We start from the raw sequence: 19,389 nt of genomic DNA, 5'->3' as shown, positions 1-19,389 counted from the left end.
GTTTATAAAATTAATTAAAAGGTGGAATTGTAATGAAGCAAGTAAATGAAAATAAATCAATTAAATTCGGTTTAAATACTGAAGTAAACAAGAATCAGACATTGAATGATTCAATCATCCAACCAGGATATTTAGTAGGGTGTATTAATTCAATGAAAGTAGTTGGAGCAATTAAAACTCGATTCTTTTATCTTTCTATGGAAACGAAAGAAGTGAGAGATGTAACTCGTGAATTATCTTATGCTATTGATAAATTTAATGAAGAAGCTAAAAAGATTAGAGAAACTGGAGAATATTCTATGCTTATTCCATACGATTATGTAGATGGTTTAGTGGAATATAGTCATGGATGTGGTCTATCACATTATTTACAAGAAAGTGTATTTGAAAGATTAACGGAAGTAGGTAAGGATATTTTAACCTTTCCGTTAATGGGTTGTACATTATCTATGTATACACCTGATGATGTTAATAATATTTTAGGATGTGTCGGTAGTTTTGACTTGAACATTACAGATGCATTAAGAGAACAATTTCTATATTTCTAATATAGATAAACAGATGAAAGAACGTTTCCTATAAGGTGCGTTCTTTTTTATTTTAAAATTTATAATGAATATACCTATTTTCTATAATATAAAGATAACTATAAACAGGTATTTTGAGAAATTCACTAAAGAGGGAGGGATTGTTTTAAAATGTTGAGTGTACCAGAATATCAATCTGTAATGCGAGGAAGTAACTATAAGGAGCATTTAGATTCTGCGGATTCTTTTGTTGTTGCGGTCACCTTTATATATGCCAACACTGGGATTAAGTATGTCATCTAACATACTTGGAATAGTAATGCTTATTATCTGTAACCAAAAACTTAAAGAGAATAAAAAAGCCGAACAAAAAAACAAGGATGCAGTTTTTTTATTTGAAATCAGAATTGTTTTGGCGTTGAATTACTTCATCCTGTTCTTCATAAGGGGTTGTCATAATTAGTCTACCGAATAAGTATTTATTATCATTAAAAAAAGATAAAAAACCGCCCACAATGCCAGCAAGCGTCTGAAGGGCAGTTCTAAGAAAAAATAAACTTTTTTTGCAACCATCCACCTTACGGTAGCAGTTACATAAGGCGAGATGTTGGAGCACTTCACCTTGTATAAATATTATAACATAATTGATGTGTCTTGGTTCAATAGTTGAATTGCTTCATCTCGTTTGCTTGCATTTAATCCATCTTTATAAGGACTTGTTAGAACAAGTCTATCTGATAAATGTAGCATGTCATCGTCATCATCTATAATAATAAATCTATCAATAGGTTTATTGAAATTGTCGATAAATGCCTGTATTTCTGCTCCTCTTGGCTCATTTATTAATATAGGCGTTCTACCAATAACATATTTTTGTAAGCCATAATGAGAGAAGATAGACTTCTTAAGTGTGTTTGCAGAACCGAGTTTTCTCCAAGTAGAAGTAACTACTATTTTCGCATCGCACTTTTCAAGTATTTCTTTTAGGTTTACTAATGCTTTTGGACAAAATGCCTGTAGCATATGTTGTTTGCTTCTCACAAAATAATTTGAATGATTCATAACACCATCAATATCTAAGAAAATAAGATTCATGTATATCACCTATTATTAATAATTTTAGTTAGTAGATTTAGATTCTCTTGAAATCTCCATGATAAATGCAAAATCATTTACAAATGACATCAAATTAGCCTTTACTTTGTTTGATTTAACTTCCTGTGTAGGGGAGTTATAAACCATATCCTGCTTTCTAACGTTTGCATCTGTAAAATAAATAGGCTCACACATGAGAACCTGACAAATATAGTCCATATCTACTTCATGTACTTGTTTCATTGATAGTGCATTATTTAATAACCCATTTATAACATGAACATCCACCGTAGATTCTTCAGATAAACGATTCATGTCATACCCAAGAGAAGACATGCGTTGTTTTAGTAGAGCTCCGATAAACATATTCATCACAACCTTTTACCAAAAGATAATTTCAAATCCATGATTTGCGGGGCAATTCTTTGCCCATTGAATAATTTCTTTAAACATTTGTTCAGGTGTTGTAGTTTTTGAAAATTCTTTCTTTCCATCATGGAAGATTTTATTTCCTTTAGTAGGATAATGATATTTAAAACGTACCATTACATGAATTTCATCATCTACTTCATCATTGACAGTTGCACCTAAGAATCCCATAAATAGTAACTCTTCTTTTAAATCCATGTTGTATCGTATCCTTTCAGCATTCATTTGCTAAATGCTTTAATTTTTTTGCGTACTTTTCTAAGCTGATTTTTTCCTCAGTCAAAACTCGAATTGTTTCTCTGTGTCTTGCAATCTGGAATTCATTAGCAAAAAAATCTTTTTCTTCTTCCTGTTTTAATAATCTTTGTTCTGCTTTAATCTTCTTTTTCAAGTGTTTTACACAATCTTTGACACCATCGCTCTTTGCTAATAAACGTTCTTTTTCAGTCATAATATGATTCACCCCTATGTCAAATTTCAATTTCTTCTAATTTAAAATATCTTCCTAAGTGTTCGAATATAGGAGTAATTTGTAGCTCACCCAATGTAGTGTTTTTCTCTGTATCAACGACAGCATACTCACTACCATAAATAAGAGATGCCTTAACGATATAACCATTAAACAAATAGGATTCCTTTAAAAGTGCATCTAAAACCTCTTGTTCGTCATCTTTCGAAACAAATGGAATGACTTCTGTATCTTCTCCAGGATGGAAGAGTAAATAGTTATTTCTCTTGATTTCAACTAAGTGTTTCATTTCCATTTATTACTCACTCATTTCTGACTTTATGTATTTTCAAACTTGACAACTTTCCGATAGCTACAATTTAAGCATCTTTAGATGGAGAAACTTCTTTATTAATCCCTAAAAACATATCAAATTCATCCTGCATCTCTTTTGTGGGAGGAGGGAAACGAATTGTTCCTCTATAGTTACCCTTAGAAGTAGGAAATAGTGATAAAAGAAGTGCTATAGATAAAGCCCCCACCACAAGTAGGTGGGGATTTTCAATCATTTTATGGATGAGTGTAAGCATGTTTATATGCAACTCCTTATATAGTAGTTAGACTACGCTACAATCGAATCGTAGTGCTTTGATTTTTTAATTAAATTTTTTGAAACATCCATATAAACATCTAAATTAATTTCTACTGTATCTCCGAAAGTTTGGATAAAGACATATCGAAGAACAACAGCAAAGTCTGATAGAGTTTGGATAGAATGTTCTTTAAACGCATCAAAAATGGTTTCAGTTATTGACCATAATTCGTGGTAATGACTATTTTCAATTCTCTCTTTTTCACTTATATTACGGCAAGACGGAATCAAAATTTTAGAATCATAGTATTCACTTAATAAAGATTGAAGTTGTTCTTTTGGAAGATTCAGCTCAACTTTTCTTGAAATCATTTCAAATTCACTGAAGACATGTTGGTCAATATAATCTCTATCTTTAGAGAACTGAGGTGTGTTAAAGTCTACATCCCATTTTGTTCTTGTAGCAGTACCTTTTAAATAGGATTGTTTCGTAATACATACACCTCGTTTTTGCCAAATAGGGAGGTTGTTCCAGTTAATGTCCTTCTCTGCAAATAGTTTTTCTTGTAACTGAGAGCCGTTATATCCTTGTAATTCTTTGTGTTTAAAGTTTGATTGAGCAACCATTGCAATACTATTTTTCGTAGCGTCTTGTTGTCTCCATAAGAAATAGTTTGTCACCTCTTCTTTCGGTAATACAAATGCTCTACTGTCAAAGAATGCAAGTGTTCCTGTAATCGGGAACATAATCTCATTGAATTTCGCAGTGGCCATAGAAGCGGATACAGAAACCATCTTCTGCAAGTCATTACCGAACCAAGATTGTGTTGTTACTTTCTCGTAGTTCGTTAATAGTAATGAAATTTCATCGCTTTGGTGGTAAACCATTTTACAACCCATAATATTTTGAGCGAGGTATTTAGCTGTTTCCCAGAAAGCTTTAGCAAGTGTCTCATCAAACGGCTTTTTCATCTTTTTTGTATATGTGTGAAAGTGTGTACCGTCAATACGAATAATTACAGGACTTCTTTTCGTTAATCTTGTTTTATTTTCGTACTCTTTCATTCGAGCACCTAATTTGTTTGAACTCATAATTACATCTCCTAAAAATTTAAATTTATATGTCTTTTCATTTACTTTTTTCTTTAAAATCTATAATCAATATTACATTTGTTATTAACTAAAGTCAATGATATACTATGAAATAGTAAAAAATAACTTACGAGGTGTGACAATGGAAATACAAGAAATTTTAAAATTAAAAGAAGCATATGACGAAGCGATGAAGAAAGGGGAAAAAGAAGTTGCTCAAACGACTGCAATAATTCTTGTTGAAAAGGGAGTACCAGATTTATTGAAGATGTTAGAAAACGAGCAGTTTGCAGTGAAGCGAACAAAGAGTATTTTGAAGCGTAAAAAAAGTGAGGTGGCGTTATTTGAACATCTATTTTTAGAAGAACAACAAAAAGTTAGTGATTTAAAAGGGGAACCTGCATTGGTTGGAAATAAAAGAAGAATATATGGAGAATATTTTGATTTAGATGAGCTCTTGTTTGAAGGTAAGAACATTCAAATTATCACAGCATCACTGTGGAATCAAAGAGTAGAGAGAATAGAAGATATGTGGAAGGGGATTTATGCGAAATGGAAAGAGTCCAGTGTTGAGTCTTTAGAATTCTTATCACAACTTGAAGGTTATGAACATAACGACTGGATTTTATTTACGTACAAAGGACAGAGAACAGCAAACGATACACATTTTAAATTTAATGGAAAAATAACTGTAAAGCCTTATGAGATAAAGGAAGGAGAGTTGAATTTTAGATACTATTTTTATACTTATATAGAGTTCAAAAAAGAGGGAGAAGATGTGGTTAGCTATAAAGAAATAGATGGTGTGACGGTAGAAGGGAAAGAAGAATTACTGGAAGGATTAAAACGTCATTTAAATGAACAAGAAAAAGCCCAATGATTACAAGTCATTGAGCTTTTCTATTTGTTATATATTATTGAATGAATCCGTGAGCTTTCGCCTCTTTAATCCATGATGGGAATTCGTTCATAAGTTTTTCTAATAATTCTTCTGGAGACATGTTATTAATCTCTTCTCTTGTAAATTGAACAAAATTAGCATTGTCAATTACACGACCACCCATGTTGTCTAAGTCTTCAAGGAAGGCAAACGAACCTCGTTCCCCGATTCCAACAAATTGCCAGAAGATTGGCTGGTCAGAAGATTCTCGAATGATACGCTTAGTTGGAGCTTTGTCTTCATTAAAGTTATCTCCATCTGTAATAAACACAACAAAGGTTGGGTATTTTGCAGGAATTGGTTTTTCTACAGTTTCAACTTTAGCATTTCCACCAAATAATTTTGATAAGAATCCACCTTTAGATTCAACAGGTTTTTGCACTGGTTTTGTCCCATATTTATTCACGATTTCTTGCATAACACCTGCATAGAAAGTAGCACCCTCTAAACTGAATTTACGAAGGAATACATTTTGAATGAAATTCTTGTAATTCTCTTTGCTTACAGCCCCGATATGCTTATGACTTCTTCCGAAACCGTAAATATCAATTGAGTTATTTGCATCAATATTTAAACCAACTGCTAAAGCGGATTCTGTTACATCTTGTACAGTATGGTTAATGTATAATCGCTCCATAGATGTAGAACCATCCACTACAAAAACAACTTCAGCAATTACTCCTTTAAGATTTTTCTTCTCTAATACAATCTTTGCAATCTCCGTTTTTTTCTCTAATGAAATAGCCATTTTAATATCTCTCCTTAGTTATCTAAACGTTATGTATCTATAAATAAGTATAAATCTTTTTATTAACTAAAGTCAATAAAATATTGTTGTTTATTTTAAATGTAATTTCTATACCTGTTATGGGATGAAGTCCATCTATCTATAATATAAGGATTATATAAACAGGTGTATTCAAAATACAAATTAATTTTAGGAGGAAATAATCATGACAACAATTTTATCAACAGGAGATTGCCAAGAAGCATATAACAAGGTTGAGGATGTTTGGCATATCGGTAATGACTTTAAAGAAGAAGATGGATTTGATGTGAGTACAATTCAATGGTCAGACTCTGCTTGGGAAAGTGAAAAACGATATTTTATGGATTTCTTACAATCAGAAATTGAACAGTACGAAAAACGATATAAAACAAACGTTGAACGTATTGCTCTTGTAGGTCGTGTAGGACGTTGGAATGAAAATCCTGTAGGAGGCAGAATGTTATCGTATGATGAGAATCCATTAGAATGTATGGGACGAGTAGATTCTATTGACGTAAGTGTAGATAAAGATGGTTCACTTATCATTTCTGGTCATCATCATGACGGTTCACATGCTATGCAGATTTATTTCTTGTCTGAAAACAAATTAAACAAACTGGATAGAGAATGGGATGCATGTTGGTTTGATTTTGATGCAAATCATTTTGAACAGATTTATAATGATTTCAAACCTTTGAAATTAACAAAATCAGGTCGAGCATTTTACAATCCGATTATTCATTAAGTTGAAGAGCTTGTATTCGTTATGAATACAAGTTTTTTTATTATGTCTTTATATGCGTGTGAAATAAAATACTTTTAACAATTTATCTACATGATATCTTGTTTGTTGAAAATAAAATAAAAAGCAGAGAACTTTCTCTGCTTTAAAATATTTGTAATCGCAACTATTTCATCTTTTCAAATAGCTCTTCTTCAGAAATAATAGGACACTCAAACTTAACAGCATTTTTATACTTAGAGCTGTTAGTTTCTTTTTCAGGCAATTCTCCTGTTACATGATTATATCCACCAAGAACTAAGAAGTTTGTCTTTGCAGATACTGAACCTGATACTTTTCCACCACGAGCTTCAATTTCTTTTTTGATATCATTACGAGGTTTAGATAATGAGCCTGTAATGACGAATATTTTACCCTCAATTTCTTCAGAGGCGATAATTTCTTCTACTTCTTCCATCATTGGAAATCCAATTGAATACAAGAATTCAATAAGCTCAATGTTGTGAGATTCTTCAAAGTAACTTACCATACTACTTGCTACTGTCTCACCGATGCCATCAATTTTCATTAATTCTGTTTTTAGCACAACAGGGTCTTTTGAAAGTTCGATTAGATGTCTCATTGTTTTAAATTTCTTTGCAATGTCTTTTCCTGTACTGGAGCCAACGTTAGGAATAGCTAAAGCGTATAAGAATTTAGATAGGGGAACATGTTTGCTTTCCTCAATCCCTGATAACATTTTTTGAATCTTCTTTTCCCCGAATCCACGTAATACAGATAGTTTATCTAAGTTATCTTTTAACGTATAAATATCAGAAATAGAAGAAAGGATACCTTTTTCGTAAAATGTTTCAACTGTTTTTGCCCCTAATCCATCAATATTCATTGCATTTCGAGATACAAAATGTTTTAAAATACGTTCTTGTTGAGCACTACATGTACTGTTAATACAGAAGTAATGAACGTTATCTTCTTCTTTTACTACTTCTCCATTACATACAGGACAGCAAGTAGGCGGTAAGATTTCTTTTTCTGTTCCATCACGTAGCTCAGTAACAGCCGATACAATTTGTGGAATGACATCATTTGCACGAGCGACGACAATTGTATCTCCAATACGGATATCACGTTCTTTTATGTTGTCGTAATTTGCAAGAGAAGCTTTTTGAATAGTAACACCATCAATCTCAACAGGTTCAAAAATACCATTAGGTGTAATTTGTCCAGATTTACCAACGGTCTCTACGATATTAAGTAGTTTGGTTGTGGCATCAAGACTATCAAATTTAAAAGCAAAGCCCCAACGAGGGAACTTAGATGTATAACCTAAAGATTCTCGAACAGCTAAATTATTAAATTTAAGCACAAGTCCATCAATCATATGAGGAATTGTTGGTCGAACTTCTTTGTTGTATGTTAAGCAATATTGAATCAATTCTTTTATTCCTTCAGGTGTGTTTTTAAACACTTTGTATGGAACCACGTTAAACCCTTGTTCTTTTAAAAATTCCAATTGCTCAGTATCCTTTTCAAAGGTAATTCCCTCTGCTTTAACTAAATCAAAAGCAATAATACTTAAACCGCGTTCTTTAGCAATATTCGCATTTAATGTACGTACAGAACCAGAAACTAAGTTGCGAGGGGATTTAAATTTACCATCTATATTAATTCGTTCAAACTCAGAGAAAGGAATAACGGATTCAGCACGAACCTCAAGATACCCTTTAAATGAGATTTTCTTAGGAAGGTTAGTAATAGTTCTTACAGTGTGTGTTACATCTTCACCAATATAACCATCGCCTCTTGTTGAAGCCTCATAGTAGATACCGTTATTGTACTTTAATACAATCGTTAATCCGTCTTCTTTATCTCCCGCAATAATTTCATCATCAGATTTGTTTGCGAATTTCACAATATCTTCTTCTGTATGGCCTTTATCTTGTGACAACATGGGTGTAGAGTGTTTTACTTTTTTTAAACTATCTACTACAACTGAATAAATCCGTTTGGTAGGAGAATTTTCATCAGCAAATTCAGGGTGTCTTTCTTCCAATGAAACCAATTCATAATACATTTGGTCATATTCGCTATCAGTAATAATAGGAGTACCTTCATCATATAGCAAATCATGTTTCATAACTTCTTCACGTAATTGTTTAATTTGTTGTTCAATCATTAGTTTTGCTCCTCTTTTAATATCATTGGTTTTACTTTCCATCGTTTAATCCATTCTTTATCTGCTAAATCTTTAGCTAATTTTTTGCGTTCAGTTAAAGATAAATCTTCATTTTGATAATAACCTTCTCCATATTCATAAAAACGATTTGCTTCAGCGGTACAAGCACTTTTTGCAATTTGAATAGCTTTTCCCTCATCATAATATACCTTAGCAAATGTTTCTTGAGAAGCACCAGACCATGGTTTTCCGTCCTTTAATATGATATGTAATTCTTGATTCATGCTGTCACCATCTTTTCTTATCAATAACTTACTATAATATTAACTATAGTCTATATAAATAGCAAAGTAAATAAAAAATATTTTACTTATCAACGAAGTGGGAAGGGGCTAAAATATATGGTTTATTTTTATGTATAAATAAAGTAATATATTTCTTCGATTTCTTAAAACATTAATAAAAAGAATGATAACTACACAGTTAGTTTTATGATAAACTTGAGGTAAATATTGAATGGTATGGATTGGGGATGTAATAGATGACGACAGATACATATAAAGGTTTCTTAACAACTGAAATAGAAGGGGAGGATGTACAATTACCTCCTGTTATTTTGAGAAATGATGAGGAAATTATTCGTTTTTGCTATCGAAATAGACAAAAAATGAAAGAAGTCATTGTCCAAGATAAAGATGAATTTTGTTTATTTCATATAAAAAATAACAAAACGATTTTTCCATTAGAAGCTGTTGAACATGAAAAACAATTAGCAAAGCAGTGGGGAGTAGAGGTTGCCGAAATAAATTGGGAGCAGTTATCTCGCATATAAAGTTATGAACACAACATAGAAAAAGTCGCAGAGAAATTGATTTTCTTTGCGACTTTTTTATTAAATGAGATATAAACTTTCTAAACGCTCTTTTAGAGTGGTGTTACGCTCTCTTGACTTGTACGTTTTAATTGCGTGTTTAATCGCTCTTTCTTCACCAATTACCACATTAAATTCTTGAGCTCGTGTAAATCCAGTATAGAACAAGCTATTATCAAGCATTCTGTAGTGAAGCATAGAAATTGGCATGATACAAGCTCTCCATTGTGAACCCTGAGACTTGTGAATAGAGAATGCGTATGCATGGTCTAAATCTTCTTTTTCCTTGTTATCATAGAAGATATAACCATCATCGTATTTTACAATTATACGAATGATTTCCTTCGTTTTTGCAGGAACAGCACCCTTTATAGTCTCCTTATTATCAACTGGTTCTTTGATTTTTCGGATTGCTTCAATTACACCAGTTTCACCGTTTGCAATGCCACCTTTAGCATCTTTATTCGGTGTATATTGGGTAAGAAGAACGTTACTATCCTCAGTTGAAACGTAACTTTTTTTGTACCAAACTTTTAAGTCGTTATTACGCATGTTAATGACTTTATCGCCTTCTTTAAAGTACAGAGAAAAACGTTCATTATCTACAGTGAATTCTTTATTTAAAGAAGTAACAGTAGATTCAGTTTCGTTAAAAGCTTCTTGCATTAACAAGTTAATCATATATGTTCCTAAAATACCTGTTTTTTGAGGTGATAGAACTTGGATATCATCCAGTGTATAATCAGGGAACGTAAGGACACGTTTAACAGATTCGAGAATGTTCTTCAAAATAACCTTAGGTGAATCACGAAATACAGCATAGGAATCCTTTGTATCCTCACAAGTTTCAATCATTTCACCATCAATGATTTTTTTTGCGTTTTTTGCAATACCTGATTGCTTTCCTTGACGCTTTACTACATCTAATGTAACAACTGGAAGAACTCCACTTTCAATGATATCTTTTAGAACACTACCTGGACCAATACTCGGCAACTGTTTAATATCGCCCATCCAGATAACTGTAGCACCACGTTTAATTGCTTGTAGTAAATCCTTAGATAATTCCACATCTAAAAACGAGCTTTCATCTAAAACGATAATGTTCCCTGGTAAAGGATTGGATGCATTGAAGGTAAAACCTTCTCCTCCACGGAATTCTAATCCTCTATGTACAGTAAGACATATTTCATTTGTTGATTTCTTAGCAACTTTAGCGGCCTTTCCAGTTGGAGCCAATAATTGAAGGTAGGGAGTAATGCCATTTGATTTACATACAATATTGAAGATTTTTAATATGATTTTTAAAACGAATGTTTTCCCACAACCTGCGGAACCATTTAGTACATAAAAACCACCACGTCTTTTCGTGAATGTTAAAATGGCTTCTTCTTGTTTTTCTTCTAATTCAATACCTTCAGCAGATAGATACTTGTCTAATTCAGCCTTAATATCTATTTGATTCTTCCATTCTTGCGTATCTGAAAGACGATAAAGCTCTTCTGCCACACGGACTTCAGCACTATGGATGTATTCTAAATACACACGGTCTTGTTCTATGACAATTCTCTCAAAAGTAAGCAAATTCTCAATTTCTTCCTCAATCAGTTCATATGGAATATCAAATAAAGGATATAAACACTTTTCTTTTTCATTTTTATAACGAGCTGATTTCCAACGTTCATAATAAGCGTTTAGTTCATCCCTTGGAATCATAACTTGGATTGTACCAAAGTAATAAGAGATTTTTTCATCTATTGTTTCTTTTAATAAACGTTCGCTTTCTTTAGAAGGAAGTGTAACTCTCAATATCTCTCTTGTTTTTTCAATTAAATCATCTTTATGTAAGAAGCAGTGACCTTCTTTTGTTGCCGCATCAAGTCCATGAATAATCCCTTCTTGAATACGTTCATCACTTAGCATGTCAAAGTGAATATCTTTAGCGATTTTGTCACATTTTTTAAATCCGTATCCTGGAATTTTTCTTGCTAAAAGATAAGGATTTTCTGAAATTAAACGAATGATATCATCTTTATATTCGCTGTATAAGCTTTTTGATTGCTCAAACGACAAACCAATATCTAATAAATAAGACAATGTATACTGTGAATTTGTTAGACTTTCAAGTTGTTTTTTCCAAGCTTCCACACTTTTTTTACCAATCCCTTTAATTCGACTAACAACTTCTTCAGGGTTTTCTATCAACATATCAATAGATTTATCACCGAAAACGCTATAAATATCCTCTGCTCTATTTTTCAGACCTTTTAAAGTTCGTAAGTAACGAACGATGCCTCTTTTCCCAATTGGCTTTATAGGTGAAACCCGATTCATTTTTACTTGTTTTTCACCTTTATAAAATACAATAACTCCATTTACCTGATAGTGAATATTCGGATTAAGTGGCATGATGAATTTTCCGTTCATTTTAAATGACTGACCTTCTTCACTTTGACAAGCATAAACACGATAACCCGATTCTGAATTTTCGTAAATTGTATCAAGTGGAAGGGTGACAATGGTAATTTCATCATCGACTTCGAAATCATCTAAAGCTGACTTTGGTTCACTAAGATAATTTTCTAAATTAAATACAGACAAGTGTTTCACCTCTCCTTTTCTAACTAATTCGTACATATTTCTTTATATTTGTATACATACATTTTAACTTATTTTATTAACTATAGTCAATAAAATAAAATGAACTCATAAAAAATAGAGGGAGTTTTCCCTCTATGCATTTTCTTTCTTATTTCTTTTTGTCTGATTCTCTGTGAGTTTTTTCAATAGAATTTCATGTTCTTTTTCTTCAATAAAAGTAACGATAAAACATTCATCAAACAACTCGCTAATATTTTTAACTTCAGAACGATAACGAGTGCCTTGAACGGTAGCTAATCGGTAGTAGTATTTGTTTTTCTGGTCTATATACATCTGGAAGAAGTGGTCATGATTTTTCTGATAGAAGTGACAAACATAAATGAGTAGTTCTTCTAAATGAGAGATGTATTTTTCTTCTTCTGTATTCTCGAATTCGTAAAAATCATATTTTGTTCTTCTCGCCATAATCTCAAATGGCATAGAGTCTTTTATATAAAAAGAAGTGTATTTCAATTTAGATATAGATTTAACAAGAGAAGCAAGGGATAAAAATCCGATTTGTTCATATTCTGCGAATGCTCCATAGTGTTCAGTTTTCTGTAACTCTAAGAATCTATCAAAGTTATGTTGATAACAATCACTTACAAATATTAACCAATTCTCCAACGATTCAATATAGGCAGAAGGAGAGATAGTAAGTTTTTCTGCACCGTAAAATAAACTTTCAAATTCGGATTCAGATACAACAATAATGGAATCAAGAATAATAGATTTTTTTGTATTTGGTTCAATTGCACCCATTGTAAAATATACACCCGTATTGTCTCGTTTTTCTAAATCGTCACACTTCATCCAATCATGATACATAAATGTTTCTATCGCCTTTTTGTTTGTTGCTTTTGTACTTTTAAAGAAATGATATATTGCTGAGATTTGCACTTGAAATCTGTTTTTCATGCATTAAAACTCCTTTTTTAACGAAAATAACTTCATGAAATATTCTTTAGATAGAACCATAGCTGAAACAGGGATGATTCGATTATCCTTATCGACTGCTTGTACTAAATAAGTAGTCGTGTCGTTAGGATAGGGAATAGGCATTGCTGTAAGATACCAAGTGTTTTGTTTTCTATTTAACATAAATGACTCTGCTAATTCTAATAGCTCTTTTTCCTCTAAAGTATCTACAAATGTTTTAGCTAAATACAATGGTGTATGGAGAGCTTGCACTCTATCAAATTCTAATTCTGTCATTTTTGAGACTCCTTTTTATCAACGCCTTCTAAAGCACCTGTAGAAAATAGGTTGAACCACATTTTAATATTCATTCTTCTTGTTAATGCTTTTTCTACAGATACTTTATCTCTAACTAAAGCTAAAGCTTCTCCATAAAAATAGGAGCAATTATTAATTTGGTTATATCTTTTACAAGCATCTAATTTATCATCTGCTTTAATAATTTGAAAATCACTATATGAGATATCGGGGTCTCCCATCTCTCCACCTGTACGTAATGCAACTAAATAATTATTCATTTTTTCATCTCCGTTTCGTTAAATTAAAAACATTTAATATATTTTTAGCTTGTAGTTAAAACATCGAATGTCTTCATTAATTGTTCTTTAGTGAAAATAATAGATTCTAAACCACTCACACCTTCATCTGTACCATTAGAAATTAATGGTGATACTAAAAAATGAATTTCATCATTGGAATACAGAAGAGGCATGGAAGTAGCAACCCAATTGCGGTTAGAACTTAAGAATAATTTATTCTCTGAAAAACTTAATCCCTCTGCGACTTCTAACTCTTTTTTCACCTGTTCGCTTACCTTTAATTTTGTTTCCCACAGCCTAAATTCACGAAACTCTTGCTCAGTCATTTTTCCACGTCCTCAATTATTTGTTTTATAAATAAATCATAACATTTTATTTACTATAGTCAATAAAATATATTATAATTCAAATAAAATGTTGTGAAAGGGTGAATCTCAATGACATATAAAGAAGCTTGGAACGAGCAAAAGGAATGGCTTATAAATAGCATGAATTATTTAAAGGAAAGGATAGCAAACACAAATGGTAAAGAGAAAAGAGACTGCAAGCGAAATTAGATGGATTGAATGTAGCTTATCAGCACATGGTTGAATCAAATAAGATATATCAATTTGAGAGCGAATGAGAGAAAAGTAAGGATTAAGATAAGAAATCCGAAAGTAATCAATAAGTATTATTTGCCCTTTTTATATGTAAAGAAGTTACTGATTGCAGATAGAATAAGACTAAACGGCAGGGGATAGAAGGTTATGCAAATTCTTTCCTTTTGATATACGGAATACGAATGCTACAAGTTCTGTATTATACTATGACGTTAAAAAGACAGGTTCTTATACAAAGAAGAATAAAAAGGGGAGATTTAGAATGTTTTATAATATGACTCAAATTGAATTATTTCAGAAAGAGGATAACGAGTTGTCCAATGAAAGTGGTGTATCTGGAATGAAGGATTTACTTAAAAATACAAAAGTTTGGTTTCCAAAATCATTTATTAACGATAAAAGTGAATTGATTTTTGAGCCTACAAACAATATCTATTTTAGATTGGAAAATATCCAGGATGAACTGGATTTCAAATGTAAAGTATTAGCTTGGTTATCAAGACCAAGTTGTAAAGGGACAACGACATACTGGCAAAGGAAAATCCTGAGTGGTGTAAATGGATTGTTAGGAACTCATTTTTCGAAGGATGAAATGAGAAAGGTATACACTGTTTTAGGAAACGATACAAATAGAGAATTATCTATAAAGTTTATCCAATCAGATTATGACTTGGCTTTACTGAAGGAATAGACAAATAATAAATAAAAACGCAGGGAGATAAGTCTCTGCGTTTTTGTCATGATTTAGAGCTGAAAAGAAGTGTTTTGTTGAACTATGAATTCTTAATTGCATCACATAGGTAATCGTAAGCACCTTCTCGAACTTCTCCTACGACTATAGGTTTTGGGGGATTGTTAGCAATAGAATCTTTAATCATTTGTTGCATCTCTTTAATGGAAACCTTCATTGTAAATACACGCTTCTTTTTCTTCTTAACGTGCTTATTGAATTGATTTATCATATAGTCGAACAAATCATTTATATCTTCGTCCATATAACTCCAATCTCGTTGATTCTTAGGGTCTTCTTTTTGCCAGTAGGCATTAACCCATTCTGATATATTCTCCTTCTCAAAAACTTGATAAAAGCCATTGGATAATGGAACAAGTAAAAAGACATAGTTATGACCTCCACACATCAAATAATTATCAACAAAGAAGTATAGGTTTGAAATCATTTCTTCTTTTTTAGATGTGTATGTATCTGAGTAAGTTTCTTCATGATTCAACTTCATATGTTGTGAAAAGGTTGATAATTCATCTTCTATTAAAACACTACCTTTATGATGAATATCTGCTTGAGAAAATGAAATGATAGGACTTCTTTTACTCATTCTTTTTAGGTGTTTTTTATATCTGCTTTTCATAAAAAGTCTCCTTCTGTAAGTTAATATTTATTTTTGTTTTATAATAGCATTTGTTATCAATAGATGAGACAATTCCAAATCAAAGGCATCGCTTTTCATCCAATTTAAGTTGTTGTAATAACTTAATAAATCGTGTAACTCATATTTTTCACAAGTTGTTTTTACAGCTTCCCACCAACCAATCGTGCATTCAAGATGAATATATGTGTTCTCATAGGTAAGTAGAGAATCAGTGCTATTTATTTCAAAAGTAGTGTCTATATTTTTCTTGAAAGATTTCAAAAAATCTGCTGTGATTTGTTTTTGATATTTTTTAAGAATTACATTTTTAGATTTCTTTCTCATATCCTTTGTAGGGTGCATATCATCACCTCCTTGATTTTAAAAAGTAAGTAGTAATAAGGTTAAGCATAGTATATTTGCGATACTGAGTATGAAATATTTTCTTGTACGTAATGATATTGAACAAGGTGCATTCAATCCATCAGATGTTCCTGCGACTTTTAAAAAATATCCAAAAGTTAGTGAAGAGATAATAATAGAAAATAATGCAATTGATGTGATTAACAAACTATTATCCCAAACGAAAAACAGAATAGAACTAACTATGAATGACAAAATAGATGAGCAAATTATCATTTGTGAAGAAAGTAAAGAAAATCGTAACGAGTATTGCATATAAATCACCACCTTTTTACTTCAAAATAAAAAACAGGCATTTACCTGTTTAAAAATGCTCCATGAAGGATTCGAACCTTCGACCATCCGTTTAGGAAACGGATACTCTATCCTCTGAGTTAATGGAGCGTATATAAGATTGATATTTTATAAACCTATAATTCAGTCTGTGTTTTACACAGTCCCTTATTCCAAATCGGAATCTATTAGGGTCCCTGTAACAGGGCTGAAAGAAACTTAAATATCACAAAAGGAGGAAGTTGTACTTACCAAACATTGCTTCTCTTATACTTTCCTTCTGAAGTTTTTCATTTGCTTTTATCATGTGATTGGGTAAGTCCAATCAATTCACATGACTACTGTAAAAAGGGAATACGCCCCGTACAGGACTCGAACCTGTAGCCTACGCATTAGAAGTGCGTTGCTCTATCCTATTGAGCTAACGGGGCAAAATGTAAAATAAGGAGCAGAAGGGATTCGAACCCTCGTATGATGTAAACATCACCTATCTGATTAGCAATCAGACCTCTTTACCAGTTTGAGTACCGCTCCATAATAGAAACTCCCTCGACAGGATTCGAACCTGCAACCTATTGGTTAACAGCCAACCGCTCTACCGTTGAGCTACGAGAGAATAATGCTAAAAGGTATAAATGTATTAATCAATTTTCTCGACAATCCAACCTACTAATGCTAAAGCCCATAATGCATGTGCTGTTTGTAGTAAATATGCAGTTGTAGCAACAGCGATACATCCTACTGAGCCAATTAAAGCCTTTGCCCAATAACGACCATTATTGTTTTTCTTTAAATCCATAAGTAATCACCGACTTTATAAAAATGAATTGGAGCGGATTAACGGAATCGAACCGTTCCTTCTATCGGCATATATGTACACTCGTCCAATAGCTGTTCTGCCTTATACTATTCCGCATAGGAAAGCTTTATCTATATAGATAAAGCGAATTATTTAGCGTGAGCATATTTGAAGTATACATTTAATACTTCGGAATGCTTGTGTAACTCTAATTTACGAAGGTCTTGTGGATGTCGATTAATGCCTTTTTCTTTTAAGGCTTTAATGCATTGACCCTTTGTAGTTGGATACGTTGCTTCCATGGTAAACACCACCTTATAGTTAAATAAAATCTAAAATGCGAATTTTTCTAAATCTGTAAATCAACAGCCCCAAACTGTTGAAGTCATGAACCCAATCAATAACTGAATCCAAAAGTAATTTCCCATGAATAAACAAAAGCGATTATTTCTACAAAAAATAGTGGGAATCGCCCAAAACCTCAAAGTGGTTTGAGTTGGAATCGAGCCAACCTCCTCAGTGCTTCAAACTGATGCTAATCCATCTCAGCTATCAAACCATATAAAATGCTGAAGGGAGGAATCGAGCCTCCTACAAATTTGCATGTTTTTTATAACAATGGCAAAGATGTAATCCAATCAACAGCAATTGTTGTGACTGTTGGTGGGGTGGTAATCCCACATCTCTTAGCAATTAAGCTTTTTTTAAGACTCGAACTGTTCAAAACATATTCAAGCGTGTAGCTACCTGTTCTACCTCAACAGTCTTAGATTTCTTATAAAACTCCCAACTTAGAAATCTTTCGTTATAAGAAGAAGTTCTACCTACTCAAGAGAGCTTCTTCAGTATGCTATTATAACTACAAGTTTTTCCTACTGATAGCGGTAGGTTAGCAACGTGGTATCAGTAGTATTGAAGAAAGTTCAAGCTTTGAAACTAATTAAATAGATGATTTTTCAGGTTCTTGCCATGACTCGAAAGACGTTAATAATGAACGTGTATTTTCCACAACAAAATCAAAATCTTCTTCAGTTAAAATATTTTTTAATTCTTCAATAGAATTTGCTAATATTACAACTTTCACGTTTGATGAACGACCAAAAGCTAAAAAGTTCTTGGTAACCGACAAAACCAATTCTTTATTCAGTTCTTTTACAGGAACAATGAAAACTGATTCATCTTCTTTAAATCCAAACGTGTTACTTGCAACAACATGAGGTGTCATAAAAACAACTCCTTCATCATTATTAATTACAAAAGTAAAATTCACTTATTAAAAACGGTAAGTAGAAGTCTTGAACTTCTCCAAAAGGATAAATAGACACGCAAGCGTTGGTCTTATTTATAATTCCTTCTTGCACTCCATACGTACACAAACCGATAATAAAATTGGTGACGCATAGGGGATTCGAACCCCTGAATGCACGATAGAAAGTCGAGTGTGTTAGCCAGTTTCACCAATGCGTCATATGGCTAAAAGGTTCATTTGGTTTTTTAATCGAACACCTTTTGAAGATAAAACTCTCACTGGAATATTTGGATTAGGGCATTATCCGTGCCTTCCGATAGAAAGAAACTCTTTAAGTTCTAATGCCAACTGTAGGAATCGAACCCACGACCTATTGATTACAAGTCAATCGCTCTACCTGTTGAGCTAAGTTGGCGAATAAAGTGCCATCGAAGATTCGAACTCCGACCTCACGACTGTTTTATGCTCAAAGAGTCATATACAGAATTACGTGGCTCTACCAATTAAGCTAATGGCACATATGGGGGCAGGAGAGGGATTTGAACCCCCGAACTCCGAAGAGAACGGATTTACAGTCCGTTGCGTTTAACCACTTTGCTATCCTGCCATAAATTAAACATCAATTTATAATGTTTTATTAATATTAAGAAGAGGTTAGGGACATAATCCACGAATAGTATGGTTGTAACCTAAAGTGCTACTATTCTTTACCTCTTCTTAATGAATACCGACTAATGGATTCGAACCATTGACCTACGCCTTATCAAGACGGTGCTCTACCACTGAGCTAAATCGGTGTAATAAATATCATAGGAGGGTCGGCATATCCCTCATCTCT

General features: G+C 32.5%; 26 protein-coding genes, 9 tRNA genes and 1 pseudogene. 7 read left to right on the top strand and 29 right to left on the bottom strand.

All coding sequences use genetic code 11. The annotated features are described in order from the left end of the window. Positions 1 to 32: 32 nt before the first annotated feature. Together MR160_RS21750 and MR160_RS34880 are read left to right on the top strand one after the other, a co-directional pair. Positions 33 to 548: a hypothetical protein gene (locus MR160_RS21750; protein ID WP_242298049.1), complete on the top strand. Its 516-nt coding sequence runs from the start codon at positions 33 to 35 to the stop codon at positions 546 to 548. 150 nt (positions 549 to 698) lie between these two features. Continuing rightward, positions 699 to 830 (top strand): hypothetical protein, encoded by a 132-nt coding sequence (locus MR160_RS34880; protein WP_255805392.1) that lies wholly within the window; start codon positions 699 to 701, stop codon positions 828 to 830. 330 nt (positions 831 to 1,160) lie between these two features. Here MR160_RS34880 and MR160_RS21745 read toward each other — a convergent pair whose 3' ends face one another. From MR160_RS21745 to MR160_RS21715, 7 genes and pseudogenes are all read right to left on the bottom strand, one after another. Further along, positions 1,161 to 1,622 carry an HAD domain-containing protein gene (locus MR160_RS21745; protein WP_242298047.1) on the bottom strand — a complete coding sequence of 154 codons (462 nt, stop codon included), beginning with the start codon at positions 1,620 to 1,622 and terminating at the stop codon, positions 1,161 to 1,163. A 24-nt stretch (positions 1,623 to 1,646) separates the two neighbouring features. Then, positions 1,647 to 1,988, bottom strand: coding sequence for a hypothetical protein (locus MR160_RS21740; protein WP_242298046.1), 342 nt, complete (start codon positions 1,986 to 1,988; stop codon positions 1,647 to 1,649). Positions 1,989 to 2,003: 15 nt separating this feature from the next. Further along, positions 2,004 to 2,249 (bottom strand): hypothetical protein, encoded by a 246-nt coding sequence (locus MR160_RS21735; protein ID WP_098368613.1) that lies wholly within the window; start codon positions 2,247 to 2,249, stop codon positions 2,004 to 2,006. A 16-nt stretch (positions 2,250 to 2,265) separates the two neighbouring features. Then, complete coding sequence (locus tag MR160_RS21730; RefSeq protein ID WP_000136529.1) at positions 2,266 to 2,502, bottom strand: hypothetical protein; 237 nt, start codon at positions 2,500 to 2,502, stop codon at positions 2,266 to 2,268. Between the two features lie 19 nt (positions 2,503 to 2,521). After that, a complete protein-coding gene (locus MR160_RS21725; protein ID WP_242298045.1) occupies positions 2,522 to 2,815 on the bottom strand; it encodes a hypothetical protein in 294 nt (97 codons plus the stop codon). Positions 2,816 to 2,879: 64 nt separating this feature from the next. Beyond that, positions 2,880 to 3,089: a hypothetical protein gene (locus tag MR160_RS21720; protein ID WP_242298044.1), complete on the bottom strand. Its 210-nt coding sequence runs from the start codon at positions 3,087 to 3,089 to the stop codon at positions 2,880 to 2,882. 371 nt (positions 3,090 to 3,460) lie between these two features. Further along, positions 3,461 to 4,183, bottom strand: a pseudogene (locus MR160_RS21715) (tRNA(His) guanylyltransferase Thg1 family protein); the annotation flags it as partial. Positions 4,184 to 4,325: 142 nt separating this feature from the next. On the opposite strand from MR160_RS21715, the gene MR160_RS21710 reads away from it, so the two are divergent. Then, positions 4,326 to 5,063, top strand: coding sequence for a hypothetical protein (locus MR160_RS21710; RefSeq protein ID WP_242298041.1), 738 nt, complete (start codon positions 4,326 to 4,328; stop codon positions 5,061 to 5,063). Between the two features lie 34 nt (positions 5,064 to 5,097). Here the strand turns inward: MR160_RS21710 and MR160_RS21705 are convergent, their stop codons facing one another. Then, positions 5,098 to 5,871, bottom strand: a complete 774-nt coding sequence (locus MR160_RS21705) for a VWA domain-containing protein (protein WP_242298039.1) — start codon at positions 5,869 to 5,871, stop codon at positions 5,098 to 5,100. Between the two features lie 205 nt (positions 5,872 to 6,076). On the opposite strand from MR160_RS21705, the gene MR160_RS21700 reads away from it, so the two are divergent. Further along, positions 6,077 to 6,637, top strand: a complete 561-nt coding sequence (locus MR160_RS21700; protein WP_242298037.1) for a hypothetical protein — start codon at positions 6,077 to 6,079, stop codon at positions 6,635 to 6,637. 163 nt (positions 6,638 to 6,800) lie between these two features. Here the strand turns inward: MR160_RS21700 and ligA are convergent, their stop codons facing one another. Then, positions 6,801 to 8,810, bottom strand: a complete 2,010-nt coding sequence (ligA, locus tag MR160_RS21695; RefSeq protein ID WP_242298035.1) for an NAD-dependent DNA ligase LigA — start codon at positions 8,808 to 8,810, stop codon at positions 6,801 to 6,803. Then, positions 8,810 to 9,094 carry a hypothetical protein gene (locus MR160_RS21690; RefSeq protein ID WP_098349705.1) on the bottom strand — a complete coding sequence of 95 codons (285 nt, stop codon included), beginning with the start codon at positions 9,092 to 9,094 and terminating at the stop codon, positions 8,810 to 8,812. The genes ligA and MR160_RS21690 overlap by 1 nt, the downstream gene beginning before the upstream one ends. Before the next feature lie 257 nt (positions 9,095 to 9,351). Between MR160_RS21690 and MR160_RS21685 the strand changes: the two genes are divergently transcribed. Then, entirely contained in the window at positions 9,352 to 9,642 is a 291-nt protein-coding gene (locus MR160_RS21685) for a hypothetical protein (RefSeq protein ID WP_242298033.1), read from the top strand. Positions 9,643 to 9,702: 60 nt separating this feature from the next. Here the strand turns inward: MR160_RS21685 and recD2 are convergent, their stop codons facing one another. The 5 genes from recD2 to MR160_RS21660 form a co-directional block, all read right to left on the bottom strand. After that, positions 9,703 to 12,291 carry an SF1B family DNA helicase RecD2 gene (gene recD2, locus MR160_RS21680; RefSeq protein ID WP_242298031.1) on the bottom strand — a complete coding sequence of 863 codons (2,589 nt, stop codon included), beginning with the start codon at positions 12,289 to 12,291 and terminating at the stop codon, positions 9,703 to 9,705. A 123-nt stretch (positions 12,292 to 12,414) separates the two neighbouring features. Continuing rightward, entirely contained in the window at positions 12,415 to 13,239 is an 825-nt protein-coding gene (locus MR160_RS21675; protein WP_098349708.1) for a hypothetical protein, read from the bottom strand. 3 nt (positions 13,240 to 13,242) lie between these two features. Then, positions 13,243 to 13,536 (bottom strand): hypothetical protein, encoded by a 294-nt coding sequence (locus MR160_RS21670; RefSeq protein WP_000137387.1) that lies wholly within the window; start codon positions 13,534 to 13,536, stop codon positions 13,243 to 13,245. After that, positions 13,533 to 13,817, bottom strand: coding sequence for a hypothetical protein (locus MR160_RS21665; RefSeq protein ID WP_242298029.1), 285 nt, complete (start codon positions 13,815 to 13,817; stop codon positions 13,533 to 13,535). The genes MR160_RS21670 and MR160_RS21665 overlap by 4 nt, the downstream gene beginning before the upstream one ends. Positions 13,818 to 13,861: 44 nt before the next feature. Then, on the bottom strand, positions 13,862 to 14,164 hold the full coding sequence (locus tag MR160_RS21660; protein WP_061662358.1) for a hypothetical protein: 303 nt from the start codon (positions 14,162 to 14,164) through the stop codon (positions 13,862 to 13,864). 538 nt (positions 14,165 to 14,702) lie between these two features. On the opposite strand from MR160_RS21660, the gene MR160_RS21655 reads away from it, so the two are divergent. Beyond that, positions 14,703 to 15,131 carry a hypothetical protein gene (locus tag MR160_RS21655; protein WP_319790902.1) on the top strand — a complete coding sequence of 143 codons (429 nt, stop codon included), beginning with the start codon at positions 14,703 to 14,705 and terminating at the stop codon, positions 15,129 to 15,131. 82 nt (positions 15,132 to 15,213) lie between these two features. On the opposite strand, the gene MR160_RS21650 is transcribed toward MR160_RS21655, so the two are convergent. Together MR160_RS21650 and MR160_RS21645 are read right to left on the bottom strand one after the other, a co-directional pair. Beyond that, a complete protein-coding gene (locus MR160_RS21650) occupies positions 15,214 to 15,807 on the bottom strand; it encodes a hypothetical protein (protein ID WP_242298027.1) in 594 nt (197 codons plus the stop codon). Between the two features lie 27 nt (positions 15,808 to 15,834). After that, positions 15,835 to 16,170 (bottom strand): hypothetical protein, encoded by a 336-nt coding sequence (locus tag MR160_RS21645; RefSeq protein WP_086877925.1) that lies wholly within the window; start codon positions 16,168 to 16,170, stop codon positions 15,835 to 15,837. A 70-nt stretch (positions 16,171 to 16,240) separates the two neighbouring features. Here MR160_RS21645 and MR160_RS21640 point away from each other — a divergent pair, with 70 nt between their 5' ends. Continuing rightward, positions 16,241 to 16,489 carry a hypothetical protein gene (locus MR160_RS21640; protein ID WP_242298025.1) on the top strand — a complete coding sequence of 83 codons (249 nt, stop codon included), beginning with the start codon at positions 16,241 to 16,243 and terminating at the stop codon, positions 16,487 to 16,489. A 52-nt stretch (positions 16,490 to 16,541) separates the two neighbouring features. Here MR160_RS21640 and MR160_RS21635 read toward each other — a convergent pair. From MR160_RS21635 to MR160_RS21580, 12 genes are all read right to left on the bottom strand, one after another. Continuing rightward, positions 16,542 to 16,614: transfer RNA gene (locus tag MR160_RS21635), tRNA-Arg, on the bottom strand. Between the two features lie 246 nt (positions 16,615 to 16,860). Further along, a tRNA-Arg gene (locus tag MR160_RS21630) sits at positions 16,861 to 16,934 on the bottom strand. 13 nt (positions 16,935 to 16,947) lie between these two features. Beyond that, positions 16,948 to 17,037: transfer RNA gene (locus MR160_RS21625), tRNA-Ser, on the bottom strand. A gap of 10 nt (positions 17,038 to 17,047) precedes the next feature. Continuing rightward, positions 17,048 to 17,119: transfer RNA gene (locus tag MR160_RS21620), tRNA-Asn, on the bottom strand. A 24-nt stretch (positions 17,120 to 17,143) separates the two neighbouring features. Continuing rightward, complete coding sequence (locus tag MR160_RS21615) at positions 17,144 to 17,302, bottom strand: hypothetical protein (RefSeq protein WP_176523849.1); 159 nt, start codon at positions 17,300 to 17,302, stop codon at positions 17,144 to 17,146. Positions 17,303 to 17,451: 149 nt separating this feature from the next. Beyond that, the gene (locus MR160_RS21610; protein ID WP_086877929.1) at positions 17,452 to 17,604 is read right to left on the bottom strand and encodes a DUF2639 domain-containing protein; all 153 of its coding nucleotides are present in this window, start codon (positions 17,602 to 17,604) and stop codon (positions 17,452 to 17,454) included. A 638-nt stretch (positions 17,605 to 18,242) separates the two neighbouring features. After that, positions 18,243 to 18,527 carry a hypothetical protein gene (locus tag MR160_RS21605; RefSeq protein ID WP_242298014.1) on the bottom strand — a complete coding sequence of 95 codons (285 nt, stop codon included), beginning with the start codon at positions 18,525 to 18,527 and terminating at the stop codon, positions 18,243 to 18,245. A 165-nt stretch (positions 18,528 to 18,692) separates the two neighbouring features. Continuing rightward, positions 18,693 to 18,769 (bottom strand) — tRNA-Glu (locus tag MR160_RS21600). A gap of 124 nt (positions 18,770 to 18,893) precedes the next feature. Further along, a tRNA-Thr gene (locus MR160_RS21595) sits at positions 18,894 to 18,966 on the bottom strand. 6 nt (positions 18,967 to 18,972) lie between these two features. After that, positions 18,973 to 19,069 (bottom strand) — tRNA-OTHER (locus MR160_RS21590). Between the two features lie 3 nt (positions 19,070 to 19,072). Continuing rightward, positions 19,073 to 19,158: transfer RNA gene (locus MR160_RS21585), tRNA-Tyr, on the bottom strand. A gap of 118 nt (positions 19,159 to 19,276) precedes the next feature. After that, positions 19,277 to 19,348, bottom strand: a tRNA-Ile gene (locus tag MR160_RS21580). Between the last annotated feature and the right edge of the window lie 41 nt (positions 19,349 to 19,389).

This window comes from Bacillus cereus group sp. BfR-BA-01382, from assembly GCF_022663475.1.
GTDB classification, from domain to species: domain Bacteria; phylum Bacillota; class Bacilli; order Bacillales; family Bacillaceae_G; genus Bacillus_A; species Bacillus_A thuringiensis_S.
Note: the sequence above shows the minus strand (reverse complement) of the source record. Positions and strands in the feature narration are given on the sequence as shown.

Bases quoted from the DNA above. Each gene is read 5' to 3' on its own strand.
- MR160_RS21710 (WP_242298041.1), top strand. From the start codon at position 4,326: ATGGAAATACAAGAAATTTTAAAATTAAAAGAAGCATATGACGAAGCG.
- MR160_RS21650 (WP_242298027.1), bottom strand. From the start codon at position 15,807: ATGAAAAGCAGATATAAAAAACACCTAAAAAGAATGAGTAAAAGAAGT.
- MR160_RS21730 (WP_000136529.1), bottom strand. From the start codon at position 2,502: ATGACTGAAAAAGAACGTTTATTAGCAAAGAGCGATGGTGTCAAAGAT.
- MR160_RS21690 (WP_098349705.1), bottom strand. From the start codon at position 9,094: ATGAATCAAGAATTACATATCATATTAAAGGACGGAAAACCATGGTCT.
- MR160_RS21705 (WP_242298039.1), bottom strand. From the start codon at position 5,871: ATGGCTATTTCATTAGAGAAAAAAACGGAGATTGCAAAGATTGTATTA.
- MR160_RS21720 (WP_242298044.1), bottom strand. From the start codon at position 3,089: ATGCTTACACTCATCCATAAAATGATTGAAAATCCCCACCTACTTGTG.
- MR160_RS21700 (WP_242298037.1), top strand. From the start codon at position 6,077: ATGACAACAATTTTATCAACAGGAGATTGCCAAGAAGCATATAACAAG.
- MR160_RS21685 (WP_242298033.1), top strand. From the start codon at position 9,352: ATGACGACAGATACATATAAAGGTTTCTTAACAACTGAAATAGAAGGG.
- MR160_RS21725 (WP_242298045.1), bottom strand. From the start codon at position 2,815: ATGGAAATGAAACACTTAGTTGAAATCAAGAGAAATAACTATTTACTC.
- MR160_RS21670 (WP_000137387.1), bottom strand. From the start codon at position 13,536: ATGACAGAATTAGAATTTGATAGAGTGCAAGCTCTCCATACACCATTG.
- ligA (WP_242298035.1), bottom strand. From the start codon at position 8,810: ATGATTGAACAACAAATTAAACAATTACGTGAAGAAGTTATGAAACAT.
- MR160_RS21745 (WP_242298047.1), bottom strand. From the start codon at position 1,622: ATGAATCTTATTTTCTTAGATATTGATGGTGTTATGAATCATTCAAAT.
- MR160_RS21610 (WP_086877929.1), bottom strand. From the start codon at position 17,604: ATGGAAGCAACGTATCCAACTACAAAGGGTCAATGCATTAAAGCCTTA.
- MR160_RS21740 (WP_242298046.1), bottom strand. From the start codon at position 1,988: ATGTTTATCGGAGCTCTACTAAAACAACGCATGTCTTCTCTTGGGTAT.
- MR160_RS34880 (WP_255805392.1), top strand. From the start codon at position 699: ATGTTGAGTGTACCAGAATATCAATCTGTAATGCGAGGAAGTAACTAT.
- MR160_RS21640 (WP_242298025.1), top strand. From the start codon at position 16,241: ATGAAATATTTTCTTGTACGTAATGATATTGAACAAGGTGCATTCAAT.
- MR160_RS21605 (WP_242298014.1), bottom strand. From the start codon at position 18,527: ATGACACCTCATGTTGTTGCAAGTAACACGTTTGGATTTAAAGAAGAT.
- MR160_RS21615 (WP_176523849.1), bottom strand. From the start codon at position 17,302: ATGGATTTAAAGAAAAACAATAATGGTCGTTATTGGGCAAAGGCTTTA.
- MR160_RS21675 (WP_098349708.1), bottom strand. From the start codon at position 13,239: ATGAAAAACAGATTTCAAGTGCAAATCTCAGCAATATATCATTTCTTT.
- MR160_RS21655 (WP_319790902.1), top strand. From the start codon at position 14,703: ATGTTTTATAATATGACTCAAATTGAATTATTTCAGAAAGAGGATAAC.
- MR160_RS21645 (WP_086877925.1), bottom strand. From the start codon at position 16,170: ATGCACCCTACAAAGGATATGAGAAAGAAATCTAAAAATGTAATTCTT.
- MR160_RS21660 (WP_061662358.1), bottom strand. From the start codon at position 14,164: ATGACTGAGCAAGAGTTTCGTGAATTTAGGCTGTGGGAAACAAAATTA.
- MR160_RS21750 (WP_242298049.1), top strand. From the start codon at position 33: ATGAAGCAAGTAAATGAAAATAAATCAATTAAATTCGGTTTAAATACT.
- MR160_RS21735 (WP_098368613.1), bottom strand. From the start codon at position 2,249: ATGGATTTAAAAGAAGAGTTACTATTTATGGGATTCTTAGGTGCAACT.
- MR160_RS21665 (WP_242298029.1), bottom strand. From the start codon at position 13,817: ATGAATAATTATTTAGTTGCATTACGTACAGGTGGAGAGATGGGAGAC.